The organism is Hymenobacter sp. UYCo722 (assembly GCF_040547115.1).
GTDB lineage: Bacteria > Bacteroidota > Bacteroidia > Cytophagales > Hymenobacteraceae > Hymenobacter.
Genome location: NZ_JBEPPC010000002.1, coordinates 505,804 through 528,061 on the forward strand (window position 1 = coordinate 505,804; position 22,258 = coordinate 528,061).

Consider the following 22,258-nt stretch of genomic DNA (forward strand, 5'->3'; position numbering starts at 1 on the left):
TCCTGAGCGTAGCGAAGGACCTTATCACAGTTGCGCCGATTACACTACTGCAACTTACTCAGCAGTGATAAGGTCCTTCGCAAGTTCAGGATGACAGGTCCAATGCCTAACGCCGCCTTCAAATTACGGCCTTTATTCGGCTACCGGAAAGGTGTTGGCGAATAAATCGATGGTTTGCCGGGCTTCGGCCACGTCGTGGGCCCGCAACAAACGGGCCCCGCCCTGCAGCGCCACCATGTGCAGGGCCGTGGTGCCGTTGAGGGCGGCTTCGGGGCCGAGGCCCAGCGGGCCATACACCATGCGCTTGCGCGAGAGGCCGGCCAGCAGCGGCAGGCCCAGCAGGTGCAGCTCGGGCAGGCGGCGCAGCAGCTCGTGGCTTTGGGCGGCGGTTTTGGCAAAGCCGAAGCCGGGGTCGAGCAGCACGTCGACCACGCCGGCCGCGCGCAGGGCCGCCCGTCGGTCGCGGAAATAGCGCAGCAGCTCCAGCACGATATCGCCCTCGTAGTCGGTGAGTTGGGCCATGGTTTGGGGGGTGCCGCGCAGGTGCATCAGCACGTAGGGAACGCGCAGGCGGCCCACAGTGGCAAACATGTTGGCATCGAGGGTGCCGCCGCCCACGTCGTTCACCAGGTCGGCCCCGGCCTGCACGGCGGCCTCGGCCACGCGGGCCCGGAAGGTATCGGCGGAGAGAAAGGCAGCCGGGAATTCCCGGCGCAGGGCCGCGATGGCGGGCAGCAGGCGGCGGGTTTCTTCCGGCTCGGGAATATCGTCGGCCCCGGGGCGGGTGCTGTAGGCCCCGAGGTCGAGCACGGCCGCGCCGGCGGCGAGCATGGTTTCGGCCCGGGCCAGCAAGTCTTTCTCCGACGCGACCCGGCTGCCGGCGAAGAACGAGTCGGGGGTGATATTCAGAATACCCATCACCTGCGGCCGGCGCAGGTCGAGCAGGCGGCCGTGGGGGCTCAGCAGGGTGAGGGGGCAGGCGGGCAGGCGGGTGGGAGGGGAATACTGAGAGTGCATGGATTTACTTTGTCATGCTGAGGCACGAAGCATCTTATCACGGCTGCGTGTTTTTATAATCATTCACTTAAGCAGAGCAGACATGATAAGGTCTTTCGCTCCGCTCAAGATGACAATATTAAGTTGTCGCGCACCGCTTGACTACTCCCGAACACTACGACCTGCTGCTGGCCCGCTGCCGCACCCTGTTTCTGGCCAAAACCCACGACTATGGCACGGCCTGGCGCATTTTGCGCCTGCCTTCGGTAACGGACCAGATTTTCATCAAAGCCAACCGCATCCGGACCATTCAGGAAACCGGCGTGCAGCTCGTGGCCGATGACGTGAACGAGGAGTTCGTGGCCATCATCAACTACTGCCTCATTGCCCTGATGCAGCTGCATCTGCCTCCGGAAACGCCGCTGGATATGGCCGCCGCCGCCGTGGCCACGGCCTACGACCACGAAGCCGCCGAAAACCGCCGCCTGCTGCTGGCCAAAAACCACGACTACGGCGAAGCCTGGCGCCAAATGCGCGTGGCCAGCATCACCGACCTGATTCTGATGAAGCTGCACCGCGTGAAGCAGCTCGAAGATATTGGCGGCGCGGCCCTGGTGAGCGAAAGCGTGGAAGGCAGCTACCGCGACATGCTCAACTACGCGGTGTTTGCACTGATTTTGAAAGGCGAGGGGTGAGGGAGCAAGTGAGAAGAACGTCATGCCGAGCGTAGCCGAGGCATCTTGCGGGCCACCACTAATCACTATCGTTCACCGATTGCGTTACTATTGCACGCGAAATGCTTCGGCTACGCTCGGCATAGCGTTCCAAGCTTAACGTGCTCAAGCCCTGTTAGCCGGTAACCCCGCGCCCCATCTGCGCGTTTTGGCCGCAGCTTACCTTTGCTCCCTATGTCCATCCCCAGCTCCGTTACCGCTGTTGCTCCCGCTTCCCATCCGCTGCGCACCCTCACGCGGGTGTGCTGGTTTTTGCTGGGAGCATTGTTCATTTTCTCCGGCCTCATCAAGCTGAACGACCCGGTGGGCACGGCCTACAAGTTCGAAGAATATTTCGAGGTCTTCGCCGCGGCGCTGCCCGGTCTGGCGGGCTTTTTCCTGTGGTTTAAGGATATTGCCCGTACGCTGTCCATCCTCATGAGCTCGGCCGAGGTAATTCTGGGGGCGGCGCTGCTGCTGCGCTGGCACCTGCGCATCACGCTGTGGACGCTGCTGGGGCTGCTGGTGTTTTTCACCTTCCTCACCTTCTATTCGGCGGCCTTCAATAAGGTGACGGATTGCGGCTGCTTCGGCGATTTTATCAAGCTCAAGCCCTGGACGTCTTTCTTTAAAGACCTGTTTCTGCTGGTGCTGTGGGCAGTGGTGTTTACGCACCAGCGGTTTCTGCGCCACTCGTTTGTGCAGGGTACGTTTGGGGTGATGACCATGACGTTTGTGACGGCCATTGCCGTGGGCATTGGCATGCGGGCGCTGGGCCACCTGCCTTATTTCGACTTTCTGCCCTACAAGGTGGGCAACAACATTGGCCAGCTGATGAAGGCCCGCGCCCCGATGCGCTATAAGTACATCATGGAAAAGGACGGCAAAACGCAGGACTTTACCACCTATCCCGACTCGACCTGGACTTACCAGAGCATGGAATCCCTCAACCCCGAGGATGGCCCTAAAATCACCGATTTCAAGGTTTGGAACGACGAGGGCGACTACACCCCCGAGCTGCTACGCGGCAATAAGCTGGCGCTCATCATTCAGGACGTCGACAAGGCCGACCGCGACCGTTATGCCCTCATCAATAAGCTGCTCGATGATGCCAAGACCTCGCACCGGGGCATCACGCCCCTGGTTATCACCAGCAGCAGCCCGGCCGAGTTCGACGTGTTTCGCCATACCGCCAACCTGGCCGTGCCCTTTTACTACGCCGATGCCACGGTGCTTAAATCCCTCATCCGCTCCAACCCCGGCTTCGTGCTGCTGAAGGACGGCGTGGTGAAGGGCAAGTACCACTACCACGACATCCCGAGCATCGGCAAGGTGGAGGAGAAGCTGCAGTAGGGTATCGAAGAACGACAGCAGCCCGTCATGCTGAGCATAGCCGAAGCATCTCTACCGCGTAAGTAAATCAATTACTATTGCGGTAGAGATGCTTCGGCTACGCGGACGCTAGATAAAGCATGACGTTCTTCTTACACATTTGCGCTTCCCTAATCCCATGCTTCCCTTCATCCTCCGTCGCTTAGCGCAGGGCCTGCTCGTGCTGGTGGGCGTGGCGTGCACGGTGTTCTTGCTCTTCAACGTGCTGCCCGGCGACCCCGCCGCGCTGCTGGCCGGCCAGCGCAGCGACCTGGCCACCAAGGCCGCCATCACCGCCGACCTGGGCCTCGACCAGCCCCTGCCCGCCCGCCTGGTGGGCTACCTCAACGATATTTCGCCGCTCGGCCTGCACCCCGCCGACTCGGCTGGCCGCGCCCGCTACGGCGGCTTCGCGCTGCTGCCACTGGGCAGCAAAGCTCTGGTGCTGAAAACGCCCTACCTGCGTCGCTCCTTTCAGAGCAATAAAGACGTGCTGCGGATTCTGCTCGATTATTTCCCCGGCACCATGTGGCTGGCGCTGGCGGCCATGCTCATTGCCAGCGTGGGCGGCGTGGCCTTTGGCGTGGCGGCCGCGCTGCGGCCCCAGTCGTGGCTGGATAGGATGCTGGTGAGTACTTCGGTGCTGGGCATTTCGGTGCCCTCGTTCGTGGCCGCCATCCTGATTGCCGTTACGTTCGGCTTCTACTGGAGCCATTTCACGGGCCTGAGCCTCACCGGGCAGCTCTACGAAACCGACCCGTTCACGGGCGCGCGGCACCTGGTGCTGCGCAACCTGCTGCTGCCGGCCGTGGCGCTGGGCATCCGGCCGCTGGCCATTATCACGCAGCTTACCCGCTCCAGCATGCTCGACGTGCTGAGCCAGGACTACATCCGCACGGCGCGGGCCAAGGGCCTGAGCCGCCGCGCCACTGTGCTGCACCACGCCCTGCGCAACGCCCTGAACCCGGTCGTCACGGCCGTGTCGGGCTGGCTGGCTTCGCTGATGGCGGGCGCGTTCTTCATCGAATACATCTTCAACTGGAAAGGCCTGGGCACGGTGACGCTGCGGGCCGTCGAAAACCTTGATTTCCCGGTGGTGATGGGGGCCACGCTGTTCGTGGCCGCGCTGTTCGTGCTCATCAACATTGTGGTCGACGTGCTCTACGCCGTGCTCGACCCGCGCGTGAAGCTGGGGTAATAGCTGTCGCTATTGTGTCATCTTGAGCTTGCGAAGGACCTTGTCACGTCAGAATAGATTGCAGTAAATCAAACGGCTGGGACGTGGTAAGGTCCTTCGCAAGCTCAGGATGACAGACGATACAGAACGACCTTTTTCAGCCCGCGAAACCCTGCTGCCCGTCGGCTCCGGCCACCTCAGCCTAGTAGGCCTGCCCGGCGCGGGTAAAACCACGCTGGGCCGCCAGCTGGCCGCCCATTTCAACCGCCCGTTTCTCGACCTCGACCACGCCATTGAGGCCCGCACCGGGCGCGGCGTGCGCGAACTATTTGCCGAAGATGGCGAAGCGGCATTCCGGGATATTGAAGCGGCAGTGCTCCGGGCGGCGCTGGCGGCCGGCGGGCCGCCGCTGGTGCTGGCCACGGGCGGCGGCACGCCCTGCTTTCATGGCAATATGGCCTTGCTCAACCAGGCCGGCCCCACGCTTTGGCTCGATGTGCCGGTAATGGAGCTGGCCGCCCGTTTATCGGCCGCAGAAGTAGCCAAACGGCCCCTGATGGCCGCCGCCGGGGGCGCGGAAGCATGGCTGCGCGAAACCCTCTTGGCCCGAAAACGGTTTTATACCCAAGCGCGGGTGCGCTGCTCGGTGGCCTGCACGCTGCCGGCGGTAGTGGCCCAGCTGGCGGGCATCGGTTTTGCCCGGCCCGGCACATTGCCCCCCGCCGCGTAAATTTGTCCTTAGATTAGTACGTTGTTCGTTAGCCTTATGCAATCAGTATCCACCGAAAAGCCCCTCGCAACGCCGGCCCCGGCCTCCGAAGCCGCCCCCATGCGGCCCAAGCACAAAGGCTCGGCGCAGCTGTTCAAAAACCCGGTGTTGGAGAGTTTATCGCACACCCACATTGCCCTGCCGGTAAGCATTTTTGCCGCTACCGGCGTTCTCAGCATGTATTATGGCCTCACCCACGGCTTCATGTCGGGTGTGTCGGCGCTGGGGCTGTTTGTGCTGGGGCTGCTGGCCTTCACCCTAATCGAGTACGTGGTGCATCGCTACGTGTACCACATTCCGGCCACTACGGCGGGCCGGGCCAAGTTCCAGTACACCATGCACGGCGTGCACCACGAGTACCCCAAGGACAAGACCCGGCTGGCTATGCCACCCATCATCACGGTGTTTGTGGCGTCGCTGCTGTTCTTTATTTTCCGGCTCGCGTTCCAGTCCTATGCATTCGGGCTGCTGTCGGGCTTCACGTTTGGCTACGCCATGTACCTGTTCGTGCACTATGCCATTCACGCTTACTCGCCGCCCAAGAACTTCCTGAAAGTATGGTGGACGCACCACAGCCAGCACCATTACCGCCAGGACGAGGTGGCTTTCGGTGTGAGCAGCACCCTCTGGGACCACATCATCGGCACCATGCCCAACAAGAAATAAGCGGCTCATCGGCGCACAAAAAAGGCGCGGCTCCCCAGTGGGAGCCGCGCCTTTTGCTTTTGGCGCAAGTGCAAGCTACGGGCGCGGGCCGCGCATCTTGTTCACGATGAAAAACAACAGCGCTACCACGATAAAAACGGCGATAATACCCGTGTAGGCACCCGCCTTGAAGATACTGCCAATGGCATCGCAACCGGTGAGGGTGGTGGCCAACGCGGCCAGAAACAGAAACAGGGATAACCGGGAAGTACTCATGGCGTGAAAGAAAGTAAGGTGATGAAAGAACAACCGGGTAGCGGAGCTGCCGCGGCAGCCCTCATACTGTGACAGCTACCAAAAGGTTAGGAAGCAGTGCTTAACGCTTAATGGTCAACGGTTAATGATTCAACATTAAGCATTAACCCCTAACCATTGACCATTAAATTCTACCAGCTGCCGCTGGCTCCGCCGCCCCCGCTGCTGCCGCCCCCGAAGCCCCCAAAGCCCCCGCCACCGCCTCCGAACCCGCCGCCGCCAAAGCCGCCACCGCCGAAAATGATGGGTGGGATGAAGCCGCCGCCGAAGCCCCGATTGCCGCGCCCGCCCCCACCGCCCCGATTGCGGAGCATGGTGAACACCACCACGAGCAGAATAATAACGGCCCAGAACGGAAAGCCCGAGCCTGAACCGTCGCGGCGGCCCTGGGGCCGGGCATCGGCCGGGTCGGCCTGGTACTCGCCCTTGGCCAGGGCAATGAGCTCATCGGTTCCCTTGTCGAGGCCGGCGTAGTACTGGTTCTGGCGGAAGGCGGGTACCAGCGTGTTGCTGATGATGCGCTTGGCCAAGGCATCGGGCACGGCCCCTTCGAGGCCATAGCCGGTCTGGATGCGAGCCTGGTGCTCCTGCTGAGCCACCAGAATCAGAATACCGTTGTTTTTGCCCTTGCGGCCGATGCCCCAGGCTTCGTACAGCTTTTGGGCGTAGTCGGCGATGTCGTCGCCATCGAGGTTGGCCACGGTTACCACGGCCAGCTGCGACGAGGTGCTGTCGTCGTAGGCCACCAGCTTACGCTCTAGGGCCTCGGCTTCGGCCGGTTGCATCAGGTGGGCCAAGTCGTTGACGAGGCGCGGCGGGTTGGGGCGCGGGGGCAGCGTTTGGGCCGCCGTGCCCAGGCTGCCTAGCAGCGCCAGCAGCAGCAGCAGCCGGGGCCACCACTGCGGGGCGCGCCCGGTCTGCGTGTGCGGGTTCACGGCGGGCCGCGTTAGGTTAGCGGCATCAGCCACGGGCGTTTTCATGCGTCGGAAGACGGTTTGTCGCCGCCGAAAGAAATGGCGTCGTCGAGCTCATTCTCGTCGGTGGCGGCGTTGTAGGGAAAGTAGCGTTTGAGCTGCTCACCCACCATGCGAATGCCGCGCTCGAGGCCCACCACGTACTTTTCGCCCCGGAATTGCTCCAGCACGGCTTCCTTGGTGGTTTCCCAGAAGTCGTCGGGCACGGCGGCATTGATGGCGGAATCGCCCACCACGGCAAACTGCCGGCTTTGCCAGGCCAGGTAAAACAGCACGCCATTGCGAGCGGCGGTCTTGTGCATGTTCAACTCGCCGAAAACCTGGGCGGCGCGGTCGAGGGGTTCGGGGGTAGGGCAGGTGTCCTCCAGGTGCACCCGGATTTCGCCCGAGGTCTGCACCTCAGCCGCGCGGATGGCGGCCACTAGCGCCGCATCCTCGGCTGGTGTAAGGGGAGAAGTCATGGGTGGGATGGTGGGGGAGCAAAAAGTGTTAATTGCACGTCATGCTGAGCGCAGTCGAAGCATCTTTACTGCATTAGCAATTAATTACTTGTGCGGTAAAGATGCTTCGACTGCGCTCAGCATGACGTGCTATCAAAGCTAAAAAGTGACCGCCGGTGCCTTATCTGCCCCCGGGGTCAGGGTTTCGAAATAAGGCTTGGGAGGAAAGCCGAATATGCCGGCAAACAGGTTGTTGGGGAAGGAGCGCGTGAACGTATTGTAGTCGTTGGTGACGGCATTGTACTTGTTGCGCTCCACGTTGATGCGGTTTTCGGTGCCCTCAATCTGGGCCTGCAGCTCCTGGAAGTTTGAGTTGGATTTGATGTCGGGGTAGGCTTCCGACACGGCTAGCAGGCGGCCCAGGCCGGCCGAAACCTGGTTCTGGGCATCCTGATACTTCTTGATGTTTTCGGCCGAGAGGTCGTTGGTGTTCAGTTGCACGCTGGTGGCTTTGGCGCGGGCCTCCATCACCCCGGTGAGGATGGACTGCTCGTTTTTAGCGGCTCCCTTCACGGTCGAAACCAGGTTCGGAATAAGGTCGTTGCGGCGCTGGTAGGCGCTGGACACGTTGCCGGCCTGGGCCTTCACGGCCTGGTCGCGCTGCACCATGCCGTTGTAGCCGCACGACGACTGAGTGAGCAACAGGGCCAGGCCCGCGAAATAGAGGAGAAAACGTTTCATGTTGAAAGAGGGGAAGGGGTTAGTTGTTTGGTTGGGGAGAAAGATGAGCGGGCCCCTCAGCCGGTACGCAGCGGGGTTTAAAACCCGGCGGCCCCGCTTACGGTTGAGCCCGGTGCGCCAAAGTACGCAGCTTAGCCGCAGTAGTTGTAGCTTGCTGCGGAGCCGGGTGCCGGCAGCCCCGCTGGCCCTTCCTGAATCGCCTCTTATTCCGCTGCATTACAAATGAAAGCCGTAATTCCCGTGGCCGGCATTGGCTCGCGCCTGCGCCCACACACCCACACCCAGCCCAAAAGCCTGGTGCCGGTGGCCGGCAACACCATTCTGGGCCACCTTATCGACCGGCTCACGGCCGCGGGCATCACCGAATTCGTGTTTATCGTGGGCTACCTGGGTGATAAAATCGTGCGCTACGTGCGCCGCAGCTACCCCGGCCTGCAAGCCACCTTTGTGGTGCAGGAACCCCGCGAGGGCATCGGCCACGCCTTGTGGCTGGCCCGCGAGGAGTTTCGGCACGAGCCCGACGGCGTACTCATCCTGCTCGGCGATACCATCGTGGACGTGGACCTGCCCGCCCTGATGGCCACGCCCGGCACCGTGCTGGCCGTGAAGGAAGTGAAGGACCCCAGCCGCTTCGGCATCGTCGAAATCGGGACCGGCGGCCGGGTGAGCAAGGTGGTCGAAAAGCCTAAAATTCCCAAGTCGAACTACGCCATGGTGGGCCTCTACAAGCTGGCTTACCCCGAAAAGCTGGCCCAGGCCCTGGAATGGCTGCACGACTCGGACGTGCGCACCCACGGCGAGCTGCAGCTCACCGACGCGCTGATGCACCTTATTGAGGAAGGCGAAGTGATGACGACCTGCCCCGTGGACAACTGGTTCGACTGCGGCCGCAAGGAAACCCTGCTCGAAGCCAACGCCCGCCTGCTGAACCGCCCCGAGTTTCTGGATGGCCGCGACTACTCCGAGTTTCCGGATGCCGTCATTATTCCGCCGGTCAGCATCGGGCGCGGCTGCCAGATTTCACACTCTATCATCGGCCCCAACGTGGCCATCGGCGACAAAACTATCATCAAAAACTGCATTCTAAGCGATTCCATCATTGGCAGCTACTCGGAGTTGCGCGCAGCCGTGATGAACAACTGCATCGTGGGTTCCGACGCTTCGTTCCGGGGCATGAACCACTCGCTGAATATCGGCGACAACACGGAAATTGATTATAGCTAGAAGCCAGAGATGACAGAAGCCCCGGCGGCGTGAGCGGCTGGGGCTTCTCTATGCACGGCAGGTTGCGCGTAGGAAATGAAAAAACGTTGGCTAAAATCTGCCATCGTACTCGCTGCATTTGTCCTGACAATGGTGGTTGAACCAACATTTCTCAACAAGTAGGCCTCCTATATCGCCGAGCCGTTTGGGCATACCAAAAACCATCTGGGAAATGTCAGTTTGCTTGATGGTGTGAGTTTACGAAACGCATCTCCTAACGGAGTTTCGTAAACTTTGATTGGTAAGCGGGTTTCTTAAACTCGGCACGCGCAGGAAAATTAACTCAAGCCGGCGCGGAACTTACGGGCCGTGTCGTTTAGCGGTTCACCAAAAAAAGCCTTCTGTCAGACTGCTAATAATCAGTCTTTTGCTTGCTTAGCGTGTAAATCCGCCCTTTTGCAACAAGAACCCCTACCCTGGCGGTGCTGGCCCACGGCAGGCGCGTGCTCACGACCACGAAACCGTAGCTTACTCCCGCGCAGCCGCTTTCGTGTTTCATCTTCTATCTCTCTGTTTTTCATGAAACAACTTCTGCTTTTGTGGCTGTTGGCCGGGAGTGCGCTGGTGCAGGCGCAAACCATTAAAAATAACGTCGTTATAATCGGCCGGGTTGATAGCGTGACTTCGGCGATATTAAAAGAAAAGCGCAAAATCTGGGTGTATGTGCCGGCCAGCGCCCACGACCCGACCTATCTGCCGCAGCGCTACCCGGTGCTGTACCTGCTCGATGGCGATGCGCATTTCGTCTCCGTCATGGGCATGGTGCAGCAGCTCAGCACGGTCAACGGCAATATGGTATGCCCCGAGATGATTGTGGTAGGCATCCCCAACACCGACCGCTCCCGCGACCTTACGCCCACGCAGATGTCCGGCGCCGCAGGCATGTCGGCTGGCGAGCTGAAAACCTCGGGAGGCGGCGAAAATTTCACCGCGTTTTTGGAAAAGGAGCTGATTCCTTACGTGGATGCCCACTACCCCACCACGCCCCACCGCACCTTTATCGGCCACTCGCTCGGCGGCCTGCTGGTGATGAATACGCTGCTGCACCACCCCAGCTTATTCGACAACTACGTGGCCCTGGACCCGAGTATGTGGTGGGATGGGCAAAAGCTGCTCCGGGAGGCCCCTGGCCTGCTGGCCCAGCCCCAGTTGGCCGGCCGGGCGCTGTTCGTGGGCATTGCCAACACGATGCCGACGGGCTTCGATACCGTGCGGGTAAGAAAAGACACTTCCGAAGCCACTGATTTTATGCGCTCCAAGCTGACGTTGCGCGATGAGCTGGCCCGCCACCCTACCAATGGCTTGCGCGTCGTGGCCCATTACTATCCGAACGATAGCCACAGCTCGGTGCCGCTACCGGCCACCTACGATGCGCTCCGCTTCCTGTTCCAAGCCTACGCCCCCTCGCCGGCGGCCCTGGTTGATTTTTATGAGCCCGGCTATATGCCCAACCCCGCCGCCTTTGTGGAGGCGCACTACAAGCGCGCCTCCGCGGCGATGGGCTACCCGGTGCTGCCGCCCGAGCCGATGGTGCACGACCTCGCCGACTACCTGCTTCAGCGCAAGCAGCCGGCGCAGGCCCTGGCCATGTTTCAGCTGAATGCGCGTAATTACCCGGACAGCTTCAGCGTGCACGACAGCTTGGGCGACTACTACAGCGCCCAGGGCCAGCCCGCCCTGGCGGCCACCGCCTACACCAAGGCCTTGCAGCTAAAAGACACGGCCGCTACCCGACAGAAACTTAGCAAGCTCCGAGCAAAAAAATAAGCGCCGGCTGACAACTCCTGGCCCGCCGGGCGCATTTTTCAGTTTGCTATCCCCTACCGCTCGTAGGATGGCCGAAACGCGCTCCGTATTGTGGGCACCCTTGCCTTATGACCGACCATCCGCTTGCCTCCGAAACACCTGCTGGAAATGAAACGGGCGGTTTACAAAAGCGGTACCTGTAGCGTATTGAAATGATAGGCATTTTTGCGTGCGTAGCAGAGGGAATCAGGGAAAGTAGCTGTTCGCTGGGCATGGGGTTGGGAATTGCATCCGCTAAACGCGTAATTTGGTTTCGCTTCGCCCCCGCGCCTGCTGCATGCTCGTTCGTTTAGACTTAGCCGTTGCCTTTCAGCTGTTCTGCATTGCGCAGGGGCTGACCACTGCCGTCTACTTGCTGGCGACTTCGGTTCGCCAACCTGCAAATAAGTGGTTGGGGTGGTTGCTGGTAGGCCTGACCCTGCAGGTCGTGGATTATTTCCTGGGGCGGTCCGGCATCTACTTTCGCAACCGGTGGCTGTACTTCACCCCGTTGTTCTTCTCCTGGAGCTTTGGGCCCTTGCTGCTGACGTACCTGCGGGTTCGCTTTGGAGCCCGGCCGTTGCGCTGGGTACACTTTCTGCCGGGGATGGGGCAGGCCCTCTTTTATGCGGTGGTCTGCGCGCAGTCCTTTGATACTAAAACCAGGTTTTGGCTCACGGTGCATAAGCCGTGGACCCGGTACGTGGAGCATTACGGCGCGGTGCTGTCGATGGGCGTTTACCTGGCGTTGGCCTACCGACTGGTCCGGCAGCAGGCGCACCCGGCCCCGTGGCTGTTGCGGGGGCTGCTGGTGGTGGGCTTGTTTTTTGGGTTGGCGGCGTTGGACCCGCTGATAAACCGCTGGTACCTGCCGGCTGGTGCACCCAAATTCTACCTGACCGGTGTGGTGCTGCCCGTGGTGGCGTACGGCGTATCCCTGGTGGGCTGGCTCAAAAATCGGTCCGTGGGAACGCGCCTCTTGGCGGGACTGAGGGTGGACGTCACCGCCAAAAAGCCGGCCGGGCCCGTGGACGCCGACCAACTCCGCCGCGTGGTCGCCGCGTTGGAACAGGAGAGCCTCTACAAAGACCCCGACTTGACCCTGGCCCGGCTCGCGCAGCACCTCGACTTGGCCCCCAATGCGGTGTCCCAACTCCTGAATGCCGGCTTGGGTCAATCCTTCTCCGACGTGGTGAACGGCTACCGGCTGGACGAAGTGAAACGCCGCCTGCTTACCGCGGATGCGCAGCGGCTGACCCTGCTAGCCCTGGCCTTCGACGCCGGGTTCAATTCCAAGTCCACATTCAACCGGGTCTTTAAGGAAAAGCTGGGAATAACGCCCAAAGAGTACCAAAAGAAGTCCCAAATCACGAACTGAGACGCTTCAGCGCCACCCGGCGGCTAGGTTTGTAGCATCACTAATGAAACTTGACCGATGCGCTCCTTGTCCGTTCTGCCGCTCCTCTGGGTTGGATTTTGTTCGCTGCCCACCGGGGCGCAACCGCCGGCCAAGCGCCCCTCCGCTGTCGTAGCGGCGCGCATCCGGTCGGTGGAAAACGGCTTGCTGCCCTATGTGCCCGTGCACGGCCTGCCGGGCTGGAATCTGCAGCAACGGATGAAGCACCACCGGGTGCCGGGGCTGAGCATCGCCGTTATCCGCAACTACCAAGTCGAATGGGCCAAGGCGTACGGCTGGGCCGACACCACGGCCCGCACCCTGGTCACGACGAACACGCTGTTTTCGGCGGGCTCCATTTCGAAGCTGGCCACGGCCGCGGCGGCGCTGGCACTGGTGCAGCAAGGCAAGCTGAGTCTGGACGCTCCCATTAGCACGTACCTCAAATCGTGGCACCTGGCCGACAACGACTTCACGCGCAAGCGGCCCGTGAGCCTGCGCTTGCTGCTCGCGCACCAAGGCGGTACCAGCCAGTCGGCCTACTTTGGCTTTGTGCCGGGCACCATGCCACTGCCTTCCGTGGTCGACATCCTCAGCGGGCAGCCGCAAGCGGAAACCCGGCCCGTGGTCGTGAACCGGGAACCCGGCACGGGTTTTCAGTATTCGGGCGGGGGTTACCTGGTCGCGCAGCTGGCCCTGATGGATGCAACGGGGCAAGCCTTCGCGCCACTTGCCGACGCGGTGCTGTTTCGACCGCTTAATATGCGGAGTACGACGTTTGCGCAGCCACTGCCGCCAGCGTTGGCCGCCCGGGCTGCGTGGGCGTACTCGGAGAACAGCTGGTTCAAGGGCATGCCCTACGTGTACCCGCAACAAGCACCGGCGGGGCTCTACGCCACGCCGACGGACCTGGCCCGCTTGCTCATCGAGGTGCAGCAGGCCTACCGGGGCCAGGGGCGAGTGTTAACGCAAGCGTCGGCGCGGGCCATGCTCACGCCCCAGGCGGACGTATCGACCGGCACCTACCGGGAGCAAATGGGGCTGGGGGCCTTCTTGTTGCAGCGCGCCGACAAGACGGACGAGAACAACCGCTATTTCGAGCACACGGGCGTGAACGCCGGCTTTCTGGCCTATGCCCTGGGCAGCGTCACGGGCGGCAACGGGGTCGTCGTCATGATGAACAACAACAACGGCGCCGACGAATTGGGCAAGGAGGTGCGCCGGGCGGTGGCCCGGGTGTACGGCTGGGCCGGTTTTCTTCCAGAGCCCATTCGTCCGGCCGCCGTGCCGCGCCAGGACCTGGAGGCGTATGCCGGCCGCTACCAGCGGGGGCCCGATGAGGTACTCGTCTTACAGCGGCAAGGCGACCATTTGGTGGAAACCATTAACGTGGGCAACGGCATTCTCACCTACCCCGTGGGCCGCGACACGGTGGCCTTCACCGATTTTCCCTTCCAAGGCAAATTTGAGCGGGACGCGAGCGGCCAGATAACCGGCTTGTGGATGCTGGGGCTGGGAGACGTGGCCCCCATGCCCCGCCTGAAGCCGGAGGAGCGGTTGCCCGGCGAGTGGCTGCGGGCCGGGCGAATTCCCGAAGCCGTAGCCGGTTACCGCGCAATGAAGCTGAACGAGTACCAGCTGACGTATATGGCCTACGACCTGCTCAACGGCCGCCCGGCCAATCTGGCCGCGGCCGAGGGCCTACTGAACTTGGCCCGGGAGCAATTTCCGCGGTCGGCCATCGTGTTTGCCCGCTTAGGTGATTTGCGCCTGCGACAGGGCGATAAGGTAGCCGGAATCACTGCTTACCAAACCAGTCTGCAGCTAAATCCCGACGACAAGGAGTTACGCGAAAAGCTCGTGGCACTGACGAAAGAATAGCGGCTCGCGTGGCGGTTGGGGCGGGCCTAGGGTGTGGAACGCGAGAAGTTTGGGGCCTGGAATGAACGGGCAGAACTCAACCGCCAACCCGCTAGCACCTTTCCTACCCCTCCCTATTGTTCACTTAAATGGTCGGAAAGGCAAAGGCGCGAAAGTGCCGCCTCGCTGGTAGGCTTGGGCTGAGTGGGCAGCGGGCACTACTTTTAACGGGCGCTGCTATTCCTGCCGGCCCTTGTTCTGCCGCCTTCTGCCTGTTGTCCCCGGCGGTCGCGCTGCTGTCCCGCCCACTTCGCTGCCTCCATCGAAAGTCCACCCTTTCCCTTCCCCAACCCCCATGCTAACGCCCTCCCGCCACCTGCTCGCCCTGCTGCTCGGATTGGTTGTCACCGCCGGCATCCTCGCGGCCAAAGCCCCCACCGAGGGCAAGTCCTACGAGTACGTGCTGATTGAAAAAACCGCGAACCGCCTCTACATCACCGAGGGGAACACCAAATTTGAGGAACGTAAGCTCAAGGAAGAAATCAAAGACGTCCACAACCAAGGGCAGCTGTTCAAGTTGGTGAACGAATTCGAGGCCCGGGGATACGAGGTGTACGCCACCAACCAGGTGGGCTACACCAACAGCTACGGCACCACCGTGGGCAGTACCTTTTTGCTGCGCAAATCCCGGTAAGCCCCGAAAAGACGTTCAGTGAAACGTTCAAAATAATAAACAGCAGGTCCGTAACCCATTTGGGTTAATAAATTTTACACCCCCGGCCACCATTCTAGCTGCTTTGGCAACCGCAGCGCCTGTCCCCTCGAAGTGGTGCACGCCGTAGTTGGTGCCGCCGTGACTCCCCTCTCCTGGGGAGAGGGGCCGGGGGTGGGGTGTACACCCATATCATCCAACTCATAATAAATAGCGCCCAAACCCGTACTTTTCCGGTAAAATCGCGCTGCTTATGACTTTCCGCCCCGCTTTGGCCGTTCTGCTGGCCCTGTTGCTGCTCACCGGTTCGGCTGCGGCCCAAACGCCCCTCGGCCAGCCCTCGCTTGATGAGTCGAAGGTGCAGATGTGGTGCGCCACCGTGCGCTTCGTGTACGACGACGCCGGCCGGCCCAACCTGAAAAGCACCGTGCGCTGCGAGGCCGGCAACCTCGACGCGCTGGCCGCCAGCATCCGGCCCGATAGCCTGCGGGTGTATAGCCTGCTGTATCAGCCCATTGAGGGCCGGGGCGCTATTTACCAGGGCAAGAAGGACAACCCAGCCCGGCTCGCGGCGCTGGCCAAGGCCATTGTAAGCAAGCTGAAAGGCTCGCCCGCCCGCCGCCGCGACCCCGCCCGCATGGCCCGCGTGGCCGCCCTCGAAACGGCCCTAACCAACTACGTCACCTCGGGCACGCCGATGGGCGAAGTGTCGGCCGCGATGGCCCCCGAGCGGGCCGATACCGCCGTGGCCGCCACCGCGCCCGGCGCGCCCGGCCCCGCCGAAGCCGCCGAAGCGCAAGCCGCCGCCGAGCGCGACGCTGCCGGCTCGAACTCCGCCGCCAGCCCCATTGCCGGCCCCGAGAGCCTGCTTAATCGCTTTGCCGCGCCGCTGGCCCTGATTCTGGGTATTCTGAGCCTGGTGCTGTATGTGATGCTGCGCGTGACACTGGGCCAGTGGCGCCGCCAGCAGCGCCGCGAAACGCTGGAAGCCAAGCAGGCCGCCACCGCCGCCCAGGCCGCCGCCGCCGAAACCAGCGCCGCCGTGGCCGACTCCACCGCCCGCCTCAAGCGCGCCGAAGCGCTGGTGCTGGCCGGCGCACCCGCCGCCGATGCTGCGCCGGTGCCCGACCGCCTCAGCCCCGCCCAGCGGCTGGAAGTGGAGCGGCTGGTGAGCCAGCGCGTGGACGAGGAGCTGCGCTGGCTGCGCGCCAACCTGCCCGAGCTGGTGGCCGAGGCGCGGGCATCGGCTGCAACCCTGGTAGCTGAGCCGGAGCCTTTGCCGGACGCGCCCGCGACCAAGGCGGTAGCCGACGACGTGCAGATGGATTAACAAAACGTCATGCCGAGCGCAGCCGAGGCATCTCGCGGGGCATGACCAACCAAAAACCGCACACGATTGAATTACTGCCATATGCGAGATGCCTCGGCTGCGCTCGGCATGACGTTCGTTAATCTGTTTCAACTTCCCTTGTCCATCCCATGAAAGCTGCCTTACCTGTTGTGCTGCTGCTGGCGACGGCCACCGCCTGCCGCGCCACGTCGCCCCCCGACCGCAATTCCCTGCCGAACAACCGGCCCATTACCGAAACCACCATTCCCGAAACGGCCGAGCCCAGCCGCAAGGCGGGCCTGGCCCTGCCCGAACCCCTGCCGCCCGTGAAATACCCCGCCACCCGCAAAACCGACTTCACCGACACCTACTTCGGCACCAAGGTAGCCGACCCCTACCGTTGGCTCGAAGCCCTCGACGCGCCCGAAACCAAGGACTGGGTGACGGCCGAAAATAAGGTGACGTTTGGCTACCTGGACCAGATTCCGTTCCGGGATAAGATTCGGGAGCGGCTGACCAAAATCTGGAACTACGAGCGGTTTGGCGTGCCCGAACAGGTGGGGGAGGAGCTGGTGTTCAGCAAGAACGACGGCTTGCAGAACCAGGCCGTGCTGTACCGCCAGCGCAGTACCGGTGAGCCGCAGGTGCTGCTCGACCCCAACAAGTTCTCGGCCGATGGCACCACCGCTCTGGCCGGCACCGAGTTCAGCAACGACCACCGCTACCTGGCCTACGCCACCAGCAGCGGCGGCTCCGACTGGCACAAGGTGCAGATTATGGACCTGAAAACCAACAAGCTGCTGCCCGAAACTCTGGAATGGGTGAAGGTGTCGGGCACATCGTGGACGAAGAACGGCTTCTACTACGGCCGCTACGACGCGCCCAAAGCCGGCCAGAATGGCCTGTCGGGCAAAAATGAGTTTCACAAGGTGTATTTCCACCAGCTGAATACGCCGCAGAGCGCCGACAAGCTGGTGTATGAGAACCCCAAAATGGCCCTGGGCTTCCGCTTCGCCGGCGCGACGGAAGACGAGCGGTTCCTCGTGCTAAGCCTAACCGATGGCAAGGCCGACGGCAACCAGCTGTGGGTGCGCGACCTGACCGACCCCAAGCAGGCCAGCACCTGGACCACGCTGATTACGAGCTACGAGGACAATAATAGCGTGATTGGCAACGTGGGAGGCGAGGTGCTGGTGTACACCAACTATAAGGCCCCCAACTACCGCGTGGTCCGCATCGACCCCAAAAAGCCCGCCGAAGCCAACTGGCACGACGTGCTGCCCGAAAGCAAGAACAAGCTCGAAAGCGTGACCCAAGTGGGCGGCAAGCTGATTGCCGACTACCTGAACGATGCCAGCTCGCAGGTGAAAGTGTATTCGGAGCTGGGCAAGTTTGAGCACGACGTGAAGTTGCCCGCCATCGGCACGGCCAGCGGCTTCGGCGGCCGGCGCGATGCCAAATCGGTGTACTATGCTTTCACCTCGTTCACCTACCCGACCACGATTTACAAGTACGACCTAGCCACCAACACCAGCACGGTCTTCCGCGCGCCGAAGGTGGATGTGAACCCGCAGGACTACGTGACGACGCAGGTATTTTACCCCAGCAAGGACGGCACGAAGATTCCCATGTTCATCATCCACAAAAAAGGGGTGGAGTTGAACGGCAAGAACCCGACCTACCTGTATGCCTATGGCGGGTTCAACATTTCGCTCACGCCGGCCTTTTCGGTGGCGCGCATGCTGTGGCTGGAAAACGGCGGCGTGCTGGCCATTCCCAACCTACGCGGCGGCGGCGAGTACGGCGAGGCCTGGCACAAAGCCGGCATGACGCCCCGCAAGCAGAACGTGTTCGACGACTTCATTGCCGCCGCCGAGTACCTCAAAACCAACAAGTACACCGACTACGACCACCTCGCCATCGCGGGCGGCTCGAACGGCGGCCTGCTGGTGGGCGCGACCATGACGCAGCGCCCCGACCTGTGCAAAGTGGCCCTACCCGCCGTGGGCGTGATGGACATGCTGCGCTACCAGACCTTTACCATCGGCTGGAACTGGGCCCCCGAATACGGCACCTCGGCCGACCAGAAGCAGTTCGAGAACCTGCGCAGTTTCTCGCCCCTGCACAACCTGAAGCCCGCCGCCTACCCCGCCACGATGATTACCACCGCCGACCACGACGACCGCGTGGTACCCGCGCACTCCTTCAAATTCGCTGCCGCCCTGCAGGCCGCCAACACCGGCCCCAACCCCACCCTCATCCGGGTGGACGTAAACGCCGGCCACGGCGCGGGCAAAAGCACCAAGCTGCAGATTGACGAGTGGGCCGACGTGTGGAGCTTCTGCTACGCCAACATGGGCGTGGTGCCGGAAGTGAAATAATCCTTCATATTTCTTGATGTCTTTCTTCAAAAATCAATGCCCCGCCATCGCGCTGTTGCTGCTGCTGCTGTTCTCAAAGCCAGGTTATGCGCAGTGGAAAACAGCTGGCGACTGTGCCTTCCCTGCTGGTAAGCACTATTTTAATGTGGTAGCTGATGAAAAGCCGGTAACGGACGCCGACCTGGACCACCCGCCTAAAACCCCGTCTAAAGCCAAGTTCCCGGTGCCCCCGCCTCATGCCGCAGCGGTAGCACAAGCGGAACAGGATTATGATGCGGGCCGGTTTGCAGAGGCCGCCGCGCATTTGAAACCATTTATTAGCCAGCAACTGGTTGCGCCGCAGGTGCTCAACCAGTATGCCCGGGCCTTATATCGGCTTCCGGGAGGTAAGCCTCAGAGCTATGCTGCCTACCAACGACTGATTGTCTTGCTGGATGCCTACGGCCGCGAAGATGCTGCTACATGTGCGATTTATCTGACTTTCAGAGAGTCATATTATAAGCTGGCAACTCTTCAAATGGATAACGCCAAATGGCGGTCTGCGGCGTACAACTTCTCTCGCTTCCTATACACTCTCAACACGGTGGCCGCTTGGAAAACAAACGACATCTACGAATCAGCTCTTCAATACCAGACCGAGTGCTTCGCCGAATTGGGCGATGTCAAGCTGTGCCGCCACTATGGGCAGCGCACGTTGAAATTTTTCCCTCACAATCAATACGTGCTATCGTACCTGGCCCGCCTGCCCACTGCGTCCACCGTCAAACCCTAATTAGCCACCGATATGGTCGTGTAGAACAATCGGGCATTAAAAAGAGCGCACCGCTTTTCGGATGCGCTTTTTTTAATGCCCGATTGCAATTCAATTAATGGGTTGCCTATTGCCCAACCCCACCCTTCTCCCCAGCTGGTTTTAGGTTGGTTTCGAAGAGCTTGAGGATGCGCTTGTATTCATCGGTCCACGACGAGGGCTCGATGAAGCCGTGGTCCTCGACGGGGTACACGGCCAGCTCCCAGTTCTCCTTTTTGAGCTCGATAAGGCGCTGCGAGAGGCGCACGATGTCCTGGAAATGCACGTTGGTGTCGACCATGCCGTGGCACATGAGCAAGGCCCCTTTGAGGCCGGCAGCGTGGTAAATGGGCGACGAGCGGGCGTAGGCGATGGAGTCGTTGTAGGGCTCGTTGAGGATGTTGTCGGTGTAGCCGTGGTTGTAGTGCGCCCAGTCCGTTACGGAGCGCAGGGCCGCCCCAGCTTTGAACACGTCGGGCTGCGTGAACATGGCCATGAGGGTGATGAAGCCGCCGTACGAGCCGCCGTAGATGCCCAGGCGCTGCGGGCTCACGCCGTACTTGTCGGTCAGTAGCTTGGCCCCGTCCACCTGGTCGGTGAGGTCCTTGCCGCCCATGTAGCGGTAGATGCCCGTGCGCACGTCGCGCCCGTAGCCGGCCGAGCCGCGGTAGTCGATGTCGAGCACCGTGTAGCCCTTGTCCACCAATAGGTTGTGGAACATGTACTCGCGGAAGTAGGTGCTCCACCACTTGTGGGCGTTCTGGAGGTAGCCGGCCCCGTGCACAAATATCACGGCCGGGCCCTGGGCCACGGGCTGGGCCGGGCGGTAGAGGCGGGCGTACACGTCGGCCCCGTCGCGGGCCTTGATGGTAATGATTTCGGGGTCGCGCCACGCGTAACTTTCGAACTCCGGCGTGGTGCTGTGGGTGAGCTGGCGCATCTTTGCGCCGGCCTTGTTGTCCATCACAAACAGCTCCCAGGGCTTGTTGGTGTAGCTGTAGCGCACGGCCAGCGTGCGGCCATCGGGCGATACCGTGACCTCGTGCGCGCCGGGCTTGGTCGTAATCTGCTGGAGCTTGCCGCCGTTCAGGGGCAGGTGGTAGAAGTGCTGCTCGCCGGGGTGGGTGGCGTTGGCGATGAGGTACCACGTCTGGCGGTCGCGGCTAAGTTGGGCGCTCTGAATTTCGAACTTGCCGCTGGTCAGGGCCTGTTTCTGACCAGTGCTGGCGTCCACGGTGTAGAGGTGGCTGTAGCTGGTTTCCTCGCTTTGGAACCACACGCGGCGGTTGTCGGGCAGCCAGCCCACGTTGCCGGCCCCGTAGCCAATGCCCGGGCCGTTCACCCAGGCATCGTCGTGCTGCCGGTCGAGCAGCTTGATTTTCTGGGTGGCTGGGTCCAGCCCCACAATCCAACGGTCCTTGTTGTCGGCGGTGCGCATCACCAGAAACGCCCGCTGCCCATCTTCCGACCAGTACGGACCGAAGGGCTGCACGCGGCGCAGCTCGGCCGTCTTTTTCTTGGTTTTGATGGCCGCAGCAGCTTTGGCCGAGTCGGCGGGCAGGGGTGCTTTGGCGGGCAGTTGGTACTCCTTGCGGTAGGCCGGCTGCTCGTCGAGGCCCTTCAGCTCGGCGTAGCCCAGCACGAAGGTGGTGTCGCGGGCAATATCATAAATGCCCAGCTCATAGGCCGTTTGGGGCGCGCCTACTTTGGGCCGGCTCGAAATATCTTCGGTAAAGCCCGAGGCCGTGACAAAGCTGGGAACTATGGCGACTTTGGTAGCCGTGGCTTCCAGCCCCAGCGTGTAGGTCACATAGCGGCCATCGGGGCTCAATTGCAGGTTATCTACGGTTTGTAGGCCCAGGTAAATGGCCTTGGGGCGCAGCCGGGCCAGGGTTTTCTGCTGGCGCTCGCGGGCCTGGCGGTCTTGGTCGCGCAGGCGCACCACGTCGAACAAAGCCAATTGCTGGGCCCGCAGGTAGCGTTCGGCTTTGTCGGTTGGTGTGGTGCTGGCGGGCTTAGTGCCCTTACGGAAGTCGGTGCGTTGGGTGGTTTCGCCGGTGGCGGGGTCCCAGGTGTACAGGTTCTGGGTGCGCACGTAGCTCACCAGCTTGTCCAGCCGGGCAAAATCGGGGTTGGTTTCGCGCTCGGCGGTATTGGTTACGCGCCGGGTCTTCTGCGTTTTCAGGTCCAGCAGGTAGATGTCGCCGTCGCGCTCGTACACTTTGCGGGTGTACTTGTTGTCGTAGGTGCCGCTGCTGGCGGGCAGCGTGCGTTGCTCGCGCTGGGGCACCTTGCGCGGCGCAACGGTGCCGGTGGGCGCAACCTGGTACAGCGAGTCGCGCCGGTCTTTGGTCGGGTTCCAGCTGAAGTAGATGTGTCGGCCATCCTCGCCCCAGTACACGTTGGAGGGCGAGGTGCCCAGCCACTGCGCTGGGTCGCGCATAATTTTGTCGACGGTGAGCGGGGCCAGCGGGCCGGGAGCGGGAGCCTGGGCCAGGGCCGGCGCGGCGGTGGCCGCCAGCAGCAGCCCAAGAAGGTACAAATTGCGCATCAACAAACTTACTCCGGTGCGCGGGCATTGCCGCAACCCGGAGGCAGCC

The 22,258-nt window shown here is 61.9% G+C and carries 19 protein-coding genes; 13 read left to right on the forward strand and 6 right to left on the reverse strand.

All coding sequences use genetic code 11. The features are described from left to right. Positions 1 to 132: 132 nt before the first annotated feature. Entirely contained in the window at positions 133 to 1,017 is an 885-nt protein-coding gene (gene folP, locus ABIB44_RS07900) for a dihydropteroate synthase (RefSeq protein ID WP_354584095.1), read from the reverse strand. Between the two features lie 137 nt (positions 1,018 to 1,154). On the opposite strand from folP, the gene ABIB44_RS07905 reads away from it, so the two are divergent. The 5 genes from ABIB44_RS07905 (at position 1,155) to ABIB44_RS07925 (ending at position 5,692) form a co-directional block, all read left to right on the forward strand. Next, a complete protein-coding gene (locus ABIB44_RS07905; RefSeq protein ID WP_354584096.1) occupies positions 1,155 to 1,691 on the forward strand; it encodes a DUF1599 domain-containing protein in 537 nt (178 codons plus the stop codon). A 213-nt stretch (positions 1,692 to 1,904) separates the two neighbouring features. Beyond that, positions 1,905 to 3,062, forward strand: coding sequence for a BT_3928 family protein (locus ABIB44_RS07910; RefSeq protein ID WP_354584097.1), 1,158 nt, complete (start codon positions 1,905 to 1,907; stop codon positions 3,060 to 3,062). 157 nt (positions 3,063 to 3,219) lie between these two features. Next, entirely contained in the window at positions 3,220 to 4,278 is a 1,059-nt protein-coding gene (locus ABIB44_RS07915; RefSeq protein WP_354584098.1) for an ABC transporter permease, read from the forward strand. Between the two features lie 109 nt (positions 4,279 to 4,387). Beyond that, positions 4,388 to 4,987, forward strand: a complete 600-nt coding sequence (locus ABIB44_RS07920) for a shikimate kinase (protein WP_354584099.1) — start codon at positions 4,388 to 4,390, stop codon at positions 4,985 to 4,987. Positions 4,988 to 5,023: 36 nt separating this feature from the next. Next, entirely contained in the window at positions 5,024 to 5,692 is a 669-nt protein-coding gene (locus tag ABIB44_RS07925; RefSeq protein ID WP_354584100.1) for a sterol desaturase family protein, read from the forward strand. A 75-nt stretch (positions 5,693 to 5,767) separates the two neighbouring features. On the opposite strand, the gene ABIB44_RS07930 is transcribed toward ABIB44_RS07925, so the two are convergent. From ABIB44_RS07930 to ABIB44_RS07945, 4 genes are all read right to left on the reverse strand, one after another. Further along, positions 5,768 to 5,947 (reverse strand): hypothetical protein, encoded by a 180-nt coding sequence (locus ABIB44_RS07930; protein WP_354584101.1) that lies wholly within the window; start codon positions 5,945 to 5,947, stop codon positions 5,768 to 5,770. A gap of 170 nt (positions 5,948 to 6,117) precedes the next feature. Continuing rightward, entirely contained in the window at positions 6,118 to 6,966 is an 849-nt protein-coding gene (locus ABIB44_RS07935; RefSeq protein ID WP_354584102.1) for a TPM domain-containing protein, read from the reverse strand. Next, positions 6,963 to 7,421 carry a TPM domain-containing protein gene (locus ABIB44_RS07940; protein WP_354584103.1) on the reverse strand — a complete coding sequence of 153 codons (459 nt, stop codon included), beginning with the start codon at positions 7,419 to 7,421 and terminating at the stop codon, positions 6,963 to 6,965. Before ABIB44_RS07940 ends, ABIB44_RS07935 begins: the two co-directional genes overlap by 4 nt. A gap of 138 nt (positions 7,422 to 7,559) precedes the next feature. Then, positions 7,560 to 8,141, reverse strand: a complete 582-nt coding sequence (locus ABIB44_RS07945) for a LemA family protein (protein WP_354584104.1) — start codon at positions 8,139 to 8,141, stop codon at positions 7,560 to 7,562. Positions 8,142 to 8,363: 222 nt separating this feature from the next. Between ABIB44_RS07945 and ABIB44_RS07950 the strand changes: the two genes are divergently transcribed. The 8 genes from ABIB44_RS07950 to ABIB44_RS07985 all read left to right on the forward strand — a co-directional run bounded on the left by ABIB44_RS07950 (position 8,364) and on the right by ABIB44_RS07985 (position 19,640). Beyond that, positions 8,364 to 9,365 carry a sugar phosphate nucleotidyltransferase gene (locus ABIB44_RS07950; protein WP_354584105.1) on the forward strand — a complete coding sequence of 334 codons (1,002 nt, stop codon included), beginning with the start codon at positions 8,364 to 8,366 and terminating at the stop codon, positions 9,363 to 9,365. A gap of 558 nt (positions 9,366 to 9,923) precedes the next feature. Continuing rightward, entirely contained in the window at positions 9,924 to 11,171 is a 1,248-nt protein-coding gene (locus ABIB44_RS07955) for an alpha/beta hydrolase-fold protein (protein WP_354584106.1), read from the forward strand. Positions 11,172 to 11,487: 316 nt separating this feature from the next. Further along, positions 11,488 to 12,567, forward strand: a complete 1,080-nt coding sequence (locus tag ABIB44_RS07960; RefSeq protein WP_354584107.1) for a helix-turn-helix domain-containing protein — start codon at positions 11,488 to 11,490, stop codon at positions 12,565 to 12,567. Between the two features lie 57 nt (positions 12,568 to 12,624). Further along, positions 12,625 to 14,466, forward strand: a complete 1,842-nt coding sequence (locus ABIB44_RS07965) for a serine hydrolase (RefSeq protein WP_354584108.1) — start codon at positions 12,625 to 12,627, stop codon at positions 14,464 to 14,466. Between the two features lie 334 nt (positions 14,467 to 14,800). Continuing rightward, positions 14,801 to 15,139 carry a hypothetical protein gene (locus tag ABIB44_RS07970; protein ID WP_354584109.1) on the forward strand — a complete coding sequence of 113 codons (339 nt, stop codon included), beginning with the start codon at positions 14,801 to 14,803 and terminating at the stop codon, positions 15,137 to 15,139. Positions 15,140 to 15,410: 271 nt separating this feature from the next. Then, positions 15,411 to 16,487: a hypothetical protein gene (locus tag ABIB44_RS07975; RefSeq protein ID WP_354584110.1), complete on the forward strand. Its 1,077-nt coding sequence runs from the start codon at positions 15,411 to 15,413 to the stop codon at positions 16,485 to 16,487. Between the two features lie 149 nt (positions 16,488 to 16,636). Then, the gene (locus tag ABIB44_RS07980) at positions 16,637 to 18,868 is read left to right on the forward strand and encodes a prolyl oligopeptidase family serine peptidase (RefSeq protein WP_354584111.1); all 2,232 of its coding nucleotides are present in this window, start codon (positions 16,637 to 16,639) and stop codon (positions 18,866 to 18,868) included. Between the two features lie 16 nt (positions 18,869 to 18,884). Continuing rightward, positions 18,885 to 19,640: a hypothetical protein gene (locus ABIB44_RS07985; protein WP_354584112.1), complete on the forward strand. Its 756-nt coding sequence runs from the start codon at positions 18,885 to 18,887 to the stop codon at positions 19,638 to 19,640. A 106-nt stretch (positions 19,641 to 19,746) separates the two neighbouring features. Here ABIB44_RS07985 and ABIB44_RS07990 read toward each other — a convergent pair whose 3' ends face one another. Further along, a complete protein-coding gene (locus tag ABIB44_RS07990; RefSeq protein WP_354584113.1) occupies positions 19,747 to 22,209 on the reverse strand; it encodes a S9 family peptidase in 2,463 nt (820 codons plus the stop codon). Between the last annotated feature and the right edge of the window lie 49 nt (positions 22,210 to 22,258).